Source organism: Nostoc sp. DSM 114161, assembly GCF_052692665.1.
In genome coordinates, this window is the sequence record NZ_CP195141.1 from 3833179 (window position 1) to 3848088 (window position 14910).

Here is a 14910-nt window from a genome sequence, read left to right on the forward strand (position 1 = left end):
TTTGTGTGTCTTCTGTTCAGTCAGCAATTCAAGTCAAGACCGGAATAGATATTATTTCGGTCAAAGATATCAAAGATTTAGTGGATGCACCGATAGGAGTCTGGCTGACAGAGCGAGAGTGGAAAGATGCTTTAGCTCTTGGCAATGCAAATCATCGGCTTCAAAGATTAGCAGGAAAATTCGCTTGTAAAGAAGCAATTCTTAAGGTTTTGGAAGCGGGTATTAGTCAAATTGAACTGGTTGATATAGAAATTTTGCACGATGTTTCTGGAAAACCAATTGTGATTTTACATGATACTGCTCTCCAATTTTGGCAACAAATTTCAGCTAGTCATTTGGATGTCAGCATTAGCCATGACAAAGATTTCGCGATGGCGATCGCCATTGCAATCTGTTTAAAAAATTAAAGTTTTAAATACTTAAAAAGGTGTTAAAATATGTCAAGAATGGAAGCATTTGTTTTCCAAAATAAGCGGGGAGAAAACCTTGTAGGTGTTTTACATCACGGACAAGGAAATGAGCCTAGACCTTGTTTAATTGTTTGTCACGGTTTTGCAGGTACAAAAATTGGCGGAAGTCGCCGATTTATAGAATTTGCTCGCTATGCAATCCAACATAATTTCTCAATATTTCGCTTTGATTTTGCAGGTTCAGGTGATAGTGATGGCGATCTAGTAGACCTGACTCTAGATAGAGAATTAGAAGATTTAGAAGCCGCAATTGATTTAATTGCCACTATAGACGGTGTTGACCCAAACGCCATTGGATTAGTTGGACATTGCTTAGGTGCAGTCACCGTTATCCGAGAAAGTGCGAGAAATTCAAGGATATATAAAACTGTCGCCTGGGCACCGTTTACCGATTTAGCGGGTACTGTTATGCGGTTGATAGGTGAAGATTCATTTTCTGTTTTAGAAGATGGCGATGAAGCGGAATTTATCTACCACGGAGAACTAATGAAATGCGGGCCGGCAATTCTCACCCAATCTCCTGAGCTTGATATGTTCAAAGAGATTGAACAAGTTAATCAGCCTTTATTAATTATTCATGGAACTGAAGATGCAACAGTTCCCTTACAAGAAGTTAGGCAATTAGTAGAGCAAGTGCAAATAACTTCTAAAAATCCACCAAAATTACAGATAATAGAGGGAGCGCATCATTCTTTTCCATTCCATCAGCAAGAATTGTTTGAGCTAACAATTGATTGGTTTAATAAATAAACTAGCTCTTTTTGTTATCAGTTATTTACAATAAATAACCGACAACAGACAAATATCACCAATAATTATGCAAATTAATTTGCATAACATCTCAATTACAACCTCTAAACATTAAAGGAGAAGAATATGGTTACTATCAATGAAAAAGTCACTCAAATACAAGCAGTTTCTTTTGAAGATTTTTGTAATGCTGTTGCCCAAAGATTAAACATAGATCCAAGTAAACTTCGTCCTGATGCTTATTGGGTAGATGACGTAGGCATATCTTCTGTAGATATTGTCAAAATTGTGATGCTAATACGTCAAAAATTTCATGTGAAGATATCCACAACTCAAGCGGGAAAAATAAAAACTGTAGAAAATGCTTATCAATTACTCGAATCAGCATTAAATAATAAGTAGGATAAATTTAATTACTGACAATCAAACAATTTTGGATTTTAGATTTACACCATAGTTGTCTGTTGTGCGTTATCACTCTTTAAGTAGTGGCTCGAATTAAGAATTTCAAATTATTCTTTTCTCAAATAGCTTGGTTCTCAAAGAGTGAGTATACAATCATTAGGTTCGATATCCTACACCAATGGATACTTATAAACTTTAAATCTTTAATCTAAAATCCGTCTTGAAAAGTTAGAGCGGAGGTTTCCTCCAATCTAACTTTTGTCTCCGACACGCTACGCGTAGCTTGCTTCGACCTAGGAGTATGCAAAATTTCAAGTCTAAAATTTGCAAATTGAGGTTTTATTTCAACCATGAAAACATTAAGAACGGCTGATTATGCCTTAGTGTTTCCAGGACAAGGTTCTCAATATGTGGGAATGGGTCTAGAGATTTTTAAGGAGTTCATATCAGCAGAAAAAATTTTTGAATCTGCCGAACAAGTTAGCAAGTTAGATATTCGCAATCTCTGTTTTTTTGGTGATGAAGAAAACTTAATGGAAACTTCCATCACACAACCTTGTTTATTAGCGACAAATATAGCACTATACACTGTTTTTCAAGAGCATTTTGCGAGAAAACCAAAATTTGTCTGCGGGCATAGTGCTGGAGAATATTCTGCATTGGTGGCTGCTGGAGTATTATCTTTTGCAGATGCTATGAATTTGCTCCAGGTTAGAGGAGCTTTGATGTCGAGAACTCAGGGGGGTGGTATGCTAGCCCTCAAAGGAGTTACATTCGAGCAAGCAGAAAAACTATGCAGACAGAATGTCCAGCCAGGTGGCGTGTTAGTTCCTGCTAATTTGAACTCGCCAGAACAAATTGTGATATCTGGTGATATAGATTCTATAGAAGAAGCTCTTATTTTTGCCTTTGACAATAATCTCAAAGCAATTCCTTTACCTGTTTCTGGGGCTTTTCATTCTCCTTTAATGCAAGAGGCTGCACAAGATTTTGCTAATATAATTGGTAATTTTCAATTCAATGATGCTGGTATACCTGTAATTTCAAATGTTACGACCAAGCCAGTCATCAACGGTTATGAATGGAGCCAGTTATTAGAGCAACAAATAACTTCTGCCGTTCGTTGGGAGGCTTCAATACGTTATATCTACGAAAGGGGAATTGAAGTTTTTGTTGAAGTCGGGCCAAAAAAAGTTTTATCAAAGTTAATCAAAAAAATTGTTCCGTCTGCTGTAACTTTGAATGTAGAGAATGTGAAATCTTTGCAGGAGACATTGCTCCAACTACAACAAGTTTCCGACCTACAACTTGTCTAATCTAGAGATTTTGCAATAAATCTAATAATTGCAAATACATTTTACTCAAATAAATAGTAGAGGAAAATTAATGGTTCATGTATTAGTCACATTAATACCTAATCCTCAAGCATCGGAAGCTGCTGAGAATTATAAAAAACGGGCTGTAGAAATTCGTGATGAATATGGAGCAGAAGTAGTTTTACGTATGCAAGCCAAAGAACGATTACTGGGTTCTTTTGAAGAAGAATCTATCCGGGTTTTAAAATTTCCTTCTGTTGACCATGTACGAGGATGGCTAACAGATCCACGTTACTTAGAAGTTTTGCCATATCGAGACCAAGCTTATCACAAAGTAACTATTACTGTTTTGGAAGATTTGTGATTGCGAAGAACTTTTGATAACCAAAAGAAAAATATTTCTTTCGCACATCGTTTAGAACTTTTATATCTCATAAACACAATCAGAGGTGGATCGTGAATTTGAATACATATGCAGTTGTTGGTAGTGGCGCTACTGGTATTGCTGTAACTTACTATCTACGTCAACGTGGTTTTAATGTTGAATTAATTGAACAAGATGATGCCATTGGTGGACGTATTCGCCCATTCCTCTTAGGAGATAGACCAGTACAATTGGGAGGAAAAAATATTGGTAGAACCTACCGTCTTTTTAGAGAGTTTACAGCAGCAATGGGTAACAATCCCTATGAATTTTTCGGGCTGAATTCTTCTCAAGTTCAGAACAATAAACTATTGACTTTAGATAATAGTCGCCGGATTAAAGCTACCTTGGAATTTATGAGCCAAGGTACTCCTAGAGATATTTGGCGGTTTTGGAATGTTTGTGGAGCCGTGATGCGGAATATGCAAAATGGTCTTTTGGGCGGCCCTTACTTCAATGACCTTTGTAGACGTTTTGGAGACCAACCTCTGAGTGAATACTTCAGTTCTAAATTCTGTCAGGTTGTGATGCGACCTATGACTGTTCGGATGAATGGAGCAGAACCAGAAGAAGCTTATGTTGGTAATTTGGGTAGTAATCTCCGCATGGTTCTTGATACTTACGACCAGCTGATTCATGGAATGCAACCTGTATTGGAGCAATTTGCTAAAACTGGGCCTGTGAGATTAAACAGCCGTGTAGAGTCTTTAATTGTACGCAATGGACGTGTTGCGGGTCTGCGTTTACGCGATTCTTCTGGCGTACAAGAAAGAGAGTATGCAGGTGTGATATTAGCAACTCCAGCAACAATTTCTTCTAAAATAGTTGCATCCCAAAACTCACAGCTAGCTAAAATTTTAGACACTGTTAACTACTATCCTGTAACTGTGGTTGTAGCAGAATACGCCCGCGATGTTTTCTCCAAAAAAGTACGCGCTTTAGTCTTTAATGACACATATCCTATTAGCAATGCGGGAGCTTATGGTATTAATGAGCGCAACGTCATTCGATACACCTTTAGTGGTCGTACTGGTCGCCGCTATATGAAGGATGGTGCTACTCCTGAAGAATTGATTCGTTTAGCAGAAGAAGCTCTAAATCAATACATTCCTATTAGTGGTTCGGATCGGATCAAATATGTTGCGAAATATCATCCAGTTGGGTTGTGTGCATATACTAGCAATTACAATCAATTTGCTAATAATCTCCAAACTCAGCTTTCCCAACTACCAGGGCTTTTCCTCACAGGTGATTACATGAAAGGAGCATCTTTAGAAGCCTGCTTTGAAGCTGGTAAAGTTTGTGCGGCTCAAGTAGTTCAATCTCAAGAATTCCAAGTTTCACAAAAATCGGAATTGGCTGCAATTTAGCAAATAGTAATTCAAGATGTAGAGGATCGCAATTTGAGAGGGCAGTGTTTTAGCAACAACAGCCCTCTCTTTTCATTGGGACTGCTTTGAAAATAAAACGGTTGGTAGCGATGGGGGTAATAAGAGAATAGAACATGAGTCTCCAACTTCGCCTTCGTTGGAGACTCACGTTAGATTACATTGCAACTTGATTGCTAGACTTTTCAAGTATAAACTTGCTCTGTTTTCTTTATTCGGAAGATACGTATTATATATATAAGTATAATTAAAGTTCATTTAAACGGCTTTGTTGCATGAAAGAAAAAAAAGACACACCAATTTGCTATTAGAACAGAAGTTAGTTTTCTACTTTGTAACTGTCTGGCTTGCCCAAGTGGATCGTGCGATTAAGCGCGGCACATTGTAGGAACAACTCAACAGCCTGATTGTCAAAAAAGCGTCTTCTCAACTTACCGCCAAAGATGGTTTTGAGGCGAAAGATAGCAGTTTCGGACAAAGAACGGCGATGATAACCAGACTCTTGTTTCCATTGCTTGCGTCCCACTTGGTTACAGTAGCGCAGGTTTTCATCTCTAGGATGCGGGTGTGCTATCTCGTGTGAGTTTTGTTGAATTTTGGCATTGCTGCGAGGTGGAATTGTCGCTTTGGCTCCTCGTTCGGTAATAGTGTCATAACAGCCAAAAGTGTCATAGCCACCATCACCAGAAACTTGCTCTATCGGCTGTTCAATCTGCTCCAATATGTCTGGTAGCACCTCACAATCAGCTACATCATTAGTAGTTACTAGCGCACCCAGAATTTCACCACTTTCCTCATCAGAGCCTAAATGCAACTTGCGCCATGTCCGCCTTTTACCAACCCCATGTGTGCGAACAATGAAAATCTCCAATCAATTTGGATAAAAGGCGATCGCTAGTTTTCTCAGGACGGGCGATTGCCTTTGTTTTTATGGACAACGTTGTGGGGAAGTCACAACGCATTCACAGATTTTTGGCGTAGCCGTAAATTGAATCTCAAAGCTAGTGCGATTTGAGCATGACCAAGGCAAACAGGGATGGTTGCAAAAGCCTACTTTTGATTGCGCTTGTTTGTGCTGGCTGTTTTGATAGCGATTTACTTGCCAAGGTTCTGTAAGAGAAGAAAATCATTTTTCCTTTGCTCTTGTACCTATTAGTAACAGAAATGTCCCAACAAAAGCAGAAAGCTAATACACTTAATACCGCAATCGATAACTTTATAAAAACCACCCATAACTACTGGTCTGGACTTTTTCATTGTTACGAAATTGAAGGGTTTCCCAGGACTAATAATGACTTAGAACATGCTTTGGTATGCTACGTCATCATCAACGTCGTTGTACAGGTCGTAAGGTTCCTCCCTCATCTCTCGTTATTCGTGGCTCTGTCAAACTTGCTTGTGCGTTCGGCTTTGCCGTTACCGTTCGCGCAGCGTCTCCTACAGGAGAAGGCATCGCTACTAAACTTCATTCTTTTACCACATCTGATTTAGCACAGGTTGATATTCATACTTAGCTCGAATTACGCTCTCAATTGCAAAAACACCACGCATTGCCAGAATTGAACAGTATCGATTTCGCACAGACCCCAAGGCTTACTTAGCTAATCTAGAGAGTCGTCTTCTCTAGTGAGTTTTACCACACTAGATTTTTAATTCTTTTCTTAATCCCAGCAGTGCTTAAACATTTTATACATTTTACTGAAAGCTATGTTTTAGCGATCGCCTAACTTTGGAGTGGAGCATCGTCACTCGTTTTTGCCCGACTTCAGAAAATCGCGTTGCTCCCAGAAACTGCCAAATATCGTCAACAATAAAACTTGGTTCGCGAATATTTTCCGCGAACCATCCCCTCCTTTTCCACATCCCGTGAAAAGTCAGAAACTAATCCGTTTGATTAAGCCCAGTTACGTACTACAACAATTTTGAAACTGCGTTCCTCAGAAAAATCGTAATCTAGAGAACCAAAACGCTCTAAAGCCCACTCACGTAAATCTTGCACAGCAGGGGCAAAGATATCATCAGGAATAGCCCAAGATGCACTTTGGGTTTTATTTTCATAATTTTCTAGCAGTTTGCCAAGAGTCTGTTTAAACGGCCATTTAGCTGCAATTACTGTTTCTAAAGTTGCGCCTTGTGCTTCCAATTTTGCTAATACTTCCTCTTGTGTCGCACCATAACGAGGTAAAGGATGACCATAGCCATCTAATATAGCCCGCCAACGCTGAAAAAATTCCCACCTATCAGGATGAGTACCTTCAGGAGGTTGGGTAGCATTAGCCTGACCATGACTATAGAGGTAAATTCCACCAGGTTTTAAGACGCGCCGGATTTCTGCTAGTGCTTGTTTCCAAGCTGAAATTAGATGAAATACATGAACCGTCAATGCGACATCAAAAGAATTATCTTCAAACGGTAAAGCAGTAGCATCTCCTTGAACAGTTATTAGTTTGTGGGAAACACCATCTAATTTTTGGTGCAGTTCTGCTAACATTTTTCCTGAGACATCTATACCTGTATATGAATAACCCCTCTTAGCAATGGGAACGGCAATTCTACCTGTACCAATACCAGTTTCATAGAATTTAGTTTCTGGTGTTGGCGAAACTAAGTTCAAAATAAAGTCAGTCACCTGTTCAGAAACCCCTGGTGGCAAGCCTCTGGTAGCATCGTAAATATCAGAAACTCTGTCAAAAGAAACAGTAGCGATCATAATATATATCCTTGATACAGCTTGGTTAGAAATAAGTTAAAAATGCAGTTAATATCGTACTTCGGAATAAATTTTAAATCTTGTAGCGGAATTTATTGGAAGAATAATTAACAATAACTTCTATAGATTTTTGATTTTAATTCCACATTAAATCAATTAATTTGCAACTGGATTTGTTCTTAATTGCATTAATTTCACCATTTGGGGCAATTGTTGTATAAATAACAGTGAACCCAAAATGCAGACTATACCACCTAAAATCAATGTATTGGTAGCTTGAAAGTAATTTGCGAGAGTTCCTGCTAGGAGATTCCCGAATGGAGCCATACCCATAAAGCACATAGCATAAAAACTCATCACCCTGCCCCGCTTGCTATCTTCCACAATAAATTGCAGCAATGTGTTGCTTGCAGCCACCTGAAGTGTAGAACTCCAACCAACTAAAACCAAAGCTAACTGAGAAATCCAAAAGACTTGAGAGATAGAGAAAAAGATAAATCCAATCCCCATCATCCCAGGGCAGAAGGCAATTAGACGCTCTAAACCTGCTACATTTTGCCGAAAACTCAGATAAACACAGGCAAAAACCGAACCCATAGCAGCTGCTGCGGTGAGAAACCCTAATGTTTCTGAGCCTCCGTGTAGAATTTCAACTGCAAAGATGGGTAGAAGTGTTGTATATGACATACCAACTAGACTAGCTGTTGCTAGTAACAGCAAGATAGAACGCACAGGTAGGAAATGGTAAGCATATTGAAACCCTTCTTGCAACTTTCGCCAAGGATTACTTGTCTGTATTTTTACTGTATGAAGCGTAATATGCATTGCAGCGATCGCCCAAATAGCCACAAGATAGCTGAGACTATCGTAGAGAAAGCAATAGCCTGCGCCAAACTTAGCAATAAAAATCCCACCAAGAGCAGGGCCAATCAGACGCGCTCCATTGAGAAAAGCTGCATTAAGCGCGATCGCATTTGCCATCAGTTCGCGACTAACCATATCACTGACAAATGCGTGACGTACAGGAACATCTAACCCTTTGAGCAACCCTAACAATGTACTCAGGATCAGCAATGTCCAAAAATTAGCCCAACCCAAAAATGTGATGACTGTCAAAATTACAGATAAAGAAATCCCGGCAATTTGAAGTAACAATAATAAATGATGGCGGTTGTAGCGATCGGCTAAAATTCCTGAAATTGGAGCTAAGGCAAATACTGGTAACTGTCCAAAAAATCCTGCTATTCCCAATACTAAAGCCGAATCGGTTAATTGATAAATCAACCAAAGAACCGCTACCTGTGTCATGAAATTGCCTGTCATCGACAAGGCTTGTCCTGCAAAATAGAGGCGATAATTACGCGATCGCAACGCAGGCAAATCGAGATTCAATCTAAATTGAGATAATAATTTCATATATAGGATTACGCAACTTTCACTAGAGCCAATAAGCTAAATTAATCTGTATAAATTTTATGACCATTAGGGAAGTGAAAATCAAAATTATCAATTCCCCACCAGAGAGTTAAGCCCAATTTCGCACTACAATAATCCTGAAGTTGGTATCACTAGATAAGCCGTAGTCTAGAGAACCGTAGTGTTCTAAAGCCCATTCGCGTAAATCATTAAAGGCTTTGACAAAGATATCATCAGGAAGATGCCAACTAGGACGATAGACTCTGTTTTGATAGTTTTCCAGTGATTGACTTACAGTTAATTCAGATTTCCATTGAGCTGCAATTACTATTTCTAAACTTGCATCTTGAGCGCGTAGTTCTGCTAATACTTCTTCTTCTGTCGCACCATAACGAGGTAAAGGATAACCATAACTAGCAATAATATCTTCCCAACGTTGTCGAAGAATCAGATTGTGATTAGGATTTGCTGAGTTGGAATCCATAGTCCCATGAGTATATAGATAAGGGCTACCGGGTTTGAGAACTCGGCGGATTTCGGCGAGTGCTTGCTTCCAAGCAGAAACCAGATGGAACACATGAACCGTCAGTCCGACATCAAAGGAATTATCAGGAAACAGTAAAGCTGTAGCATCTCCTTTGACAGCTGTAAGGCGGTGGGAAATACCTTCTAGCTTACGATGCAACTCAGCCAACATCTTTTCTGAGATATCTATACCTGTGTAGGAATAGCCTCTTTTGGCAATGGGAACAGCAATTCTGCCTGTACCAATACCAATTTCAAAAAACTTAGTCTCTGATGTCGGTGAAACTATGTTGAGGATAGTGTCAGTCGCTTGCTCAGAGATTTCTGGCGGTAATGCTCTTGTGGCGTCGTAAACATCAGATACACGGTCAAATGAAATTGTTGATGTCATATTTTTTACATTTGTAAATAGGTTAATTGGCAAATAGAAGACAAATTGATAATTAATAAATTTACATCGCCAAGCTTTTTTAAAGCAAAAAATAGTTAAAGCTACAACATTTACCCAAGGTGAATATTCAAATACATAAAAAGGTTCAACTATTTGACCATTAGGCATTTGACAAGTGTCAGCCCGTAGTGTTCGATTGACCTCTCCCCAACCCCTCTGATTTGAAAAGTTCAGAGCGCCGGCTTCTGGTGCTCCGACTTTTCGCTCCGGCGCAAAGAAGGGCTTAAATATCTGTAGTTACTGACGAAAAATTAGCTTTTGAAGCCTCTGTACCACTTGCTACAACGCTCTGAATCCGCGCAACGCAGTGGCTCCTCGTGCTAGGGGAGAGGAATGGAAGCGGGGTTTTTGCAATCCATCTACTCACGTCAAATTTAGCTGACTCCTACCTTAGCTGGCTGTTTCCAAACTGCATCTGCATACAGTGATGGCTCGAAGTCTGGTGCCACATTATCACTAGTAATTCTGGCTTCGTGTAATGACCAATCAGCAAAGAATAAGTCGTGACTGATACGTGATACTATTGCTGGCACATCACGCCGGATGCTAGGTACATCGCCAATGGGCAGACCGAAGCTGACAAAGCCAGCAGGATTAAACACATGAATATCCTTTAAGTAAGGCGCGCTGCCAGGGACTTTTTCTTGGTATTCATGGGCGTTGCCAAGGTAAGGGTAAGTACTGAGTTGTTCATTGCGCTGCTCGGTTGGTGGCTCGTAGCGATCGCGCCATAAAGCTATATGATGGGCAAAATCAGCGAGTTCCGGCCGCTTGGTTGGATCGACAAAATAGCCCGTACCCGCGATCGCAAAATCGAACTCGAAAACATTATCATTCACCTGAGCCACAATGCGATCGCCCTGAGTATGAGTCTCTCTCCAAGGCGCAGATAGGTGCAAGTGGAAATTAGAAAACGCAGTTACTCGTTCAATTGCGTCTGGTGGTGGTGTAGAGCCAACCTGATTAAACCGCCAAGCTTGAAACCAACGAGCCTCATCCGGCAGTTGTGCATAGTTGTAGTAAGCACCAGGATAACCCCGCACACGAATTACTGGCAGAGATGCAATTTGAGACCGCCGTGCAAACAAATGTACTTCTTTGGCACCTGATTCTAGTGCCACTCCTGCCGCATCGAAAGCCGAAGCCGCCGCACCCAAAACTGCTACTGTTTTACCACGCAACGCACTAAAGTCTATTTCATCAGAGGTATGTGCATACAAAGTGCGTGGGAGAGATGCTAATACAAGCGGTATGTTAGGGCCACCAGTGCCAGCTACACCATTAGCAAAGATAATCTTACGTGTCGTTTCCACCTGCGGAACACCGCTCACTTCCAGATGTATACGAAAGAAACCTGCTGCTGGCTCAATCCGCACTAACTTCGTCTGATACCTAACTGGAATATTCAAGAAATGCCGATACCAACTGAGATACTCAGCCCATAATACTCGTGGAATCCGGTCAATGGCTGCGTATGCCTCAACACCGTGCCGTGCCTCGTACCAAGCTTGAAAAGACAGCGCGGGAATGCCCAGTTCTGGCCCTGGCAGATTTTTTGGTGTACGTAATTTTTTCATCCGCGCTCGTGTCAGCCATACACCTGCATGGGTTTCGTCAAGAGCCGCGTCGATAACTGTCACGCGACCAATACCAGCACGTCGTAGGGCAAAGGCGAAAGTACTACCACTGCCACTACCACCTACTATTGTGACATTGTGGTCAATGCCTGGGCGATCGCTCACCCAGTTTTCGGGATCGGGACCGAGTAGGCGCAACGCCTCACGTGCGGCAAAATCGAGGTCAGTCGTTGTTGTCATATCTGTCTTTCAAAATGAAACAAGGTTTTACGAAGATTAGTACTGGGAGAACCAGAATTTTAAGCGCGGCCGGGTTACGCCTACGCTTTTAAAGAAAAACGTTTGAGTTGGCTGAAAATTCTAAACAATTTGAATTCCTGCTTGGGAACACGTTCGCGACGAGTAGATTGTTGTGGTGGTAATTCCCAAATATCACGTATCCCATTTTCTTGCTTATCTGATAATTCAAAAAGTTGAGACTGATGTTCACAGAAGCCAGGTTGGCCATTTAATAATTCTCTTTCTATTCCGTCAAACATACATATTTTCTCCCTAATTGAAAATAAGTTATTGGCATTTGGCGATATCTTCTTTCAAACTGCTGTCCCAGAGTTGTTTGACATCGACTTTTTTAGGAATTACACCCGCTTGGAAAAAGGTATCAGCAACCTTTTGCTGAGAAGCTATGGCTTCGTTAGACACAGGAAGTAATTCTTGACGACGCTGTTGTTGACCTTGCTGGGCATCTTGATAAACAATGTTTTCGTCAACATCAATGGCAGTTGCATAAGTCTTCGACCATTGTTTGAGATTAGATTCCCGCCAAGTTTGGGATTTTTGTAAACGACATAAGAAATCAGCAATTGCAACTTTCTTTTGCGGATCGGCAATAGCATTTGGTGAAGCGATAATCACGAAATTACCGCTCAAAATATCTTTTGCCGATTCCAGCACCCGCGCCCCTTCTTTTTGCGCTTGGGGGATAGAGTAACCGTAGGTAGCCCAAGCATCCAGTTCGCCTTTCCGAAAAGCGGAAAGTCCATCGGGTATCGATAAAGGAATTGCATTGATATCCTTAATCGTCAGCCCGACTTTTTCCAACATCTTAATTAGGAAGTAGTGGGCAGTTGTGGCTTTAACGTATCCGACTTTCTTACCTTTGAGATCGGCGATGGTTTTTGCAGTCGAATTCTTCGGTACAAGGACAACTTGACCAACCGTAGGCCCCTTGAGAGTGGCAATAATTTTTACAGATGCCTTCGATTCAATCGCAAAAATCGGTGGAATTTCACTAGCTGAAGCCAGGTCAATCGCGCCAGCATTGATTGCCTGTACCATCAAATTACCCCCAGTAAACTCAGTAAATTGAGTTTTGTAAGGAAAATCATCTAGCCCAGCTAACTTCAAACCTAAATCCCAGCCACCTTTGTACTTAGCAACACGCAATAGAGTTGTATTCGATGTTGCAATTTGTGATGCACTAGAATTAGCAGCGATCGTTGTTGGATTAGTAGACTTAACCTCTGAACAAGCCGTTGCTAAAGCGAGTAAACAACCCAGAGGCAAGATAAAATTCTGCCGCAACCAATTGTTAGACACGTCAATTCTTAGGTATAAAAAGACAAAATTTTCTGATAATCTCTTTGCGTACCTCAGGGTTAACCTCCGCGTGCCTTTGTGTTAAAATTAGTCATTGGTTAATAGTCAATAGTCATTAGTTTTTTTACTCCTCTGCTCCCTTGCCCTACCTAACCGCAGTAGTTCCCAACGGACACACAGATGCAGCAATATCGACTCGTTGCGGAATAATTTTTTTCTCTAATAACCAGTCAGCTGTTTTCTGAAGTTTGGCGACATCTTCAGCATTCGGAAATACGTAAGACTCCGATCCTCGATTTTTAGTCACCTGCTTGGCTACAGCATCTGATAGTTTTAACTCTTTAACTAAAAAATCTGATGCAGCTTTAGTATTCTGATTGAGCCAGTCACCATCTTGGCTCAAAGCAGTCAGAGCAGCTTTCACTGCAATGGGATTTTCTTTAGCTGCATCACTACGAACAATCATAATGCCGTAGGTAGGCGCAGGATGTGTAGTAGTAATTCTTTGCGCTTTATGTTCTAATTCGGCAATAGAAATATAAGGCTCCCAAACAGCCCAAGCATCAACAGAACCTTGGTATAGAGCAGGTGCAGCATCATTCGGTGATAAGTAAACTCGCTGGACTTTATATGAAGGAATATTTTCTTTTTCCAAAACCTTTAATAATAGATATTCGCCTGCACCACCTTGATTGACTGCGACTTTTTTACCTATTAAATCAGCAGGTTTACGAATGGGAGAATCGCCACGAACTAAGATGGCATTACCCAAAGAATCTGGACGAGGACGCTGTACATAGCCAATACAAAGAGGTTGTCCAGCAGCAATACCAGAGATGGAAGGAATATCACCACACCCGCCAATATCTGCTCGATTACCATTGAGAGAATTTAACAGTGTGGCGCAACGGTCAAATGGCCCAATCCATTCAACTTTAATATTTTGCGTTGCTAACTGACGCTCTAACTCACCTCGTTGACGCGCCAAGGGAATAATCCCGCCTTTTTGGTAGCCTAAGCGGATCGCATTATTTTTTTCTGTTGTTTTGGTAGTAACAGTATTTGAGGTTGTATCTGATTTAGCTGAGACATTGGTGGCTGTTTGTTGGCTGCAACCAGAAGCGATCGATTCAATCAAAAAAGCTGCGATCGCTAATATCTTACCAGCAGGATATTTCAATTTCTCCGAAAAGCGGTGTTTTGTGAAATTATTCACCACAATTGACTCCTTGATATCAATTTTTAGGAGTTGAAGCAGCCATATTGATAATGATAGTGGAGAAAATACGGTAAACCAGTCGATTTACAGTATTTAATAAAATTAGCATACCATCTTTTGATAGACTGCCCAAATCAAATCAATATTTCTTTATCTCTGAAGCAGAGAATAAAACTCTTGTAAATGCAATTATTGACATACTTTTCTTTGCATCTATACGCGAGACATTTTTTTACAGGTACAAGCCTTCCCTGATATTCTTTAATTACTTTATCTCTCAAGGCTGTGTTTGGTTGTATCCAATCATTAAAGGTAACAACTTGAATTTCCAAACATTCTTGGGCTGCTAGATTATTATTTACAAATTTCAGGATATCCTGAGAAACTATGCCAGTTACCCTAACTTTAATTACTTCTTTTTGCTCTGTTTGGCTAATTGTCTTCCTGTTATCAGTATAATTTTGAGGTGTTTGTTAACTGCAACTAGCAAAGGCTAAAGAAGCAGCAAGCGAACCTAAAGGTGTTAAAAAAATCTGCGTCTATTCATAATAATTTTAATTAAGAAGGATGATTAAAAGCTTTGCTGAATATGAAATTTTAAACGCAAAGGTACGCGGAGGTTAGCGCAAAGCTATAAGTCCTTTATCAACTTCTAAAGCG

The 14910-nt window shown here is 40.4% G+C and carries 16 protein-coding genes and 1 pseudogene; 7 read left to right on the plus strand and 10 right to left on the minus strand.

Annotated elements, in window-relative coordinates; translation table 11 throughout:
- The first annotated feature begins 5 nt into the window (after nt 1–5).
- From NSTC745_RS16605 to NSTC745_RS16630, 6 genes are all read left to right on the plus strand, one after another.
- Nucleotides 6–407, plus strand: a complete 402-nt coding sequence (locus tag NSTC745_RS16605; RefSeq protein ID WP_445638120.1) for a holo-ACP synthase — start codon at nt 6–8, stop codon at nt 405–407.
- Between the two features lie 39 nt (nt 408–446).
- Nucleotides 447–1220: an alpha/beta hydrolase gene (locus NSTC745_RS16610; RefSeq protein ID WP_445638121.1), complete on the plus strand. Its 774-nt coding sequence runs from the start codon at nt 447–449 to the stop codon at nt 1218–1220.
- A gap of 126 nt (nt 1221–1346) precedes the next feature.
- Nucleotides 1347–1622, plus strand: a complete 276-nt coding sequence (locus NSTC745_RS16615) for a phosphopantetheine-binding protein (protein WP_445638122.1) — start codon at nt 1347–1349, stop codon at nt 1620–1622.
- A 353-nt stretch (nt 1623–1975) separates the two neighbouring features.
- The gene (fabD, locus tag NSTC745_RS16620; RefSeq protein ID WP_445638123.1) at nt 1976–2941 is read left to right on the plus strand and encodes an ACP S-malonyltransferase; all 966 of its coding nucleotides are present in this window, start codon (nt 1976–1978) and stop codon (nt 2939–2941) included.
- Between the two features lie 70 nt (nt 2942–3011).
- Complete coding sequence (locus tag NSTC745_RS16625; protein ID WP_445638124.1) at nt 3012–3305, plus strand: DUF1330 domain-containing protein; 294 nt, start codon at nt 3012–3014, stop codon at nt 3303–3305.
- Between the two features lie 92 nt (nt 3306–3397).
- Nucleotides 3398–4735, plus strand: coding sequence for an FAD-dependent oxidoreductase (locus NSTC745_RS16630; protein ID WP_445638125.1), 1338 nt, complete (start codon nt 3398–3400; stop codon nt 4733–4735).
- A gap of 337 nt (nt 4736–5072) precedes the next feature.
- Here NSTC745_RS16630 and NSTC745_RS16635 read toward each other — a convergent pair.
- Nucleotides 5073–5606: pseudogene (locus NSTC745_RS16635) on the minus strand (IS5 family transposase); the annotation flags it as partial.
- Nucleotides 5607–6066: 460 nt separating this feature from the next.
- Between NSTC745_RS16635 and NSTC745_RS16640 the strand changes: the two are divergent.
- Nucleotides 6067–6267, plus strand: coding sequence for a hypothetical protein (locus NSTC745_RS16640; protein ID WP_445638126.1), 201 nt, complete (start codon nt 6067–6069; stop codon nt 6265–6267).
- Between the two features lie 181 nt (nt 6268–6448).
- Here NSTC745_RS16640 and NSTC745_RS16645 read toward each other — a convergent pair whose 3' ends face one another.
- From NSTC745_RS16645 to NSTC745_RS16685, 9 genes are all read right to left on the minus strand, one after another.
- On the minus strand, nt 6449–6616 hold the full coding sequence (locus NSTC745_RS16645) for a hypothetical protein (protein ID WP_445638127.1): 168 nt from the start codon (nt 6614–6616) through the stop codon (nt 6449–6451).
- Nucleotides 6617–6647: 31 nt separating this feature from the next.
- Nucleotides 6648–7463, minus strand: coding sequence for a class I SAM-dependent methyltransferase (locus tag NSTC745_RS16650; protein ID WP_445638128.1), 816 nt, complete (start codon nt 7461–7463; stop codon nt 6648–6650).
- A 156-nt stretch (nt 7464–7619) separates the two neighbouring features.
- On the minus strand, nt 7620–8879 hold the full coding sequence (locus NSTC745_RS16655) for an MFS transporter (RefSeq protein WP_445638129.1): 1260 nt from the start codon (nt 8877–8879) through the stop codon (nt 7620–7622).
- A 109-nt stretch (nt 8880–8988) separates the two neighbouring features.
- Entirely contained in the window at nt 8989–9963 is a 975-nt protein-coding gene (locus NSTC745_RS16660; protein ID WP_445638130.1) for a methyltransferase domain-containing protein, read from the minus strand.
- Between the two features lie 266 nt (nt 9964–10229).
- Nucleotides 10230–11672, minus strand: a complete 1443-nt coding sequence (locus tag NSTC745_RS16665; protein WP_445638131.1) for an FAD-dependent oxidoreductase — start codon at nt 11670–11672, stop codon at nt 10230–10232.
- Nucleotides 11673–11752: 80 nt separating this feature from the next.
- Complete coding sequence (locus NSTC745_RS16670; protein ID WP_445638132.1) at nt 11753–11971, minus strand: hypothetical protein; 219 nt, start codon at nt 11969–11971, stop codon at nt 11753–11755.
- Nucleotides 11972–11999: 28 nt separating this feature from the next.
- Complete coding sequence (locus tag NSTC745_RS16675) at nt 12000–13031, minus strand: ABC transporter substrate-binding protein (protein WP_445638133.1); 1032 nt, start codon at nt 13029–13031, stop codon at nt 12000–12002.
- A gap of 145 nt (nt 13032–13176) precedes the next feature.
- On the minus strand, nt 13177–14247 hold the full coding sequence (locus NSTC745_RS16680) for an aliphatic sulfonate ABC transporter substrate-binding protein (RefSeq protein ID WP_445638134.1): 1071 nt from the start codon (nt 14245–14247) through the stop codon (nt 13177–13179).
- A 137-nt stretch (nt 14248–14384) separates the two neighbouring features.
- On the minus strand, nt 14385–14687 hold the full coding sequence (locus NSTC745_RS16685) for a MetQ/NlpA family ABC transporter substrate-binding protein (RefSeq protein ID WP_445638624.1): 303 nt from the start codon (nt 14685–14687) through the stop codon (nt 14385–14387).
- Between the last annotated feature and the right edge of the window lie 223 nt (nt 14688–14910).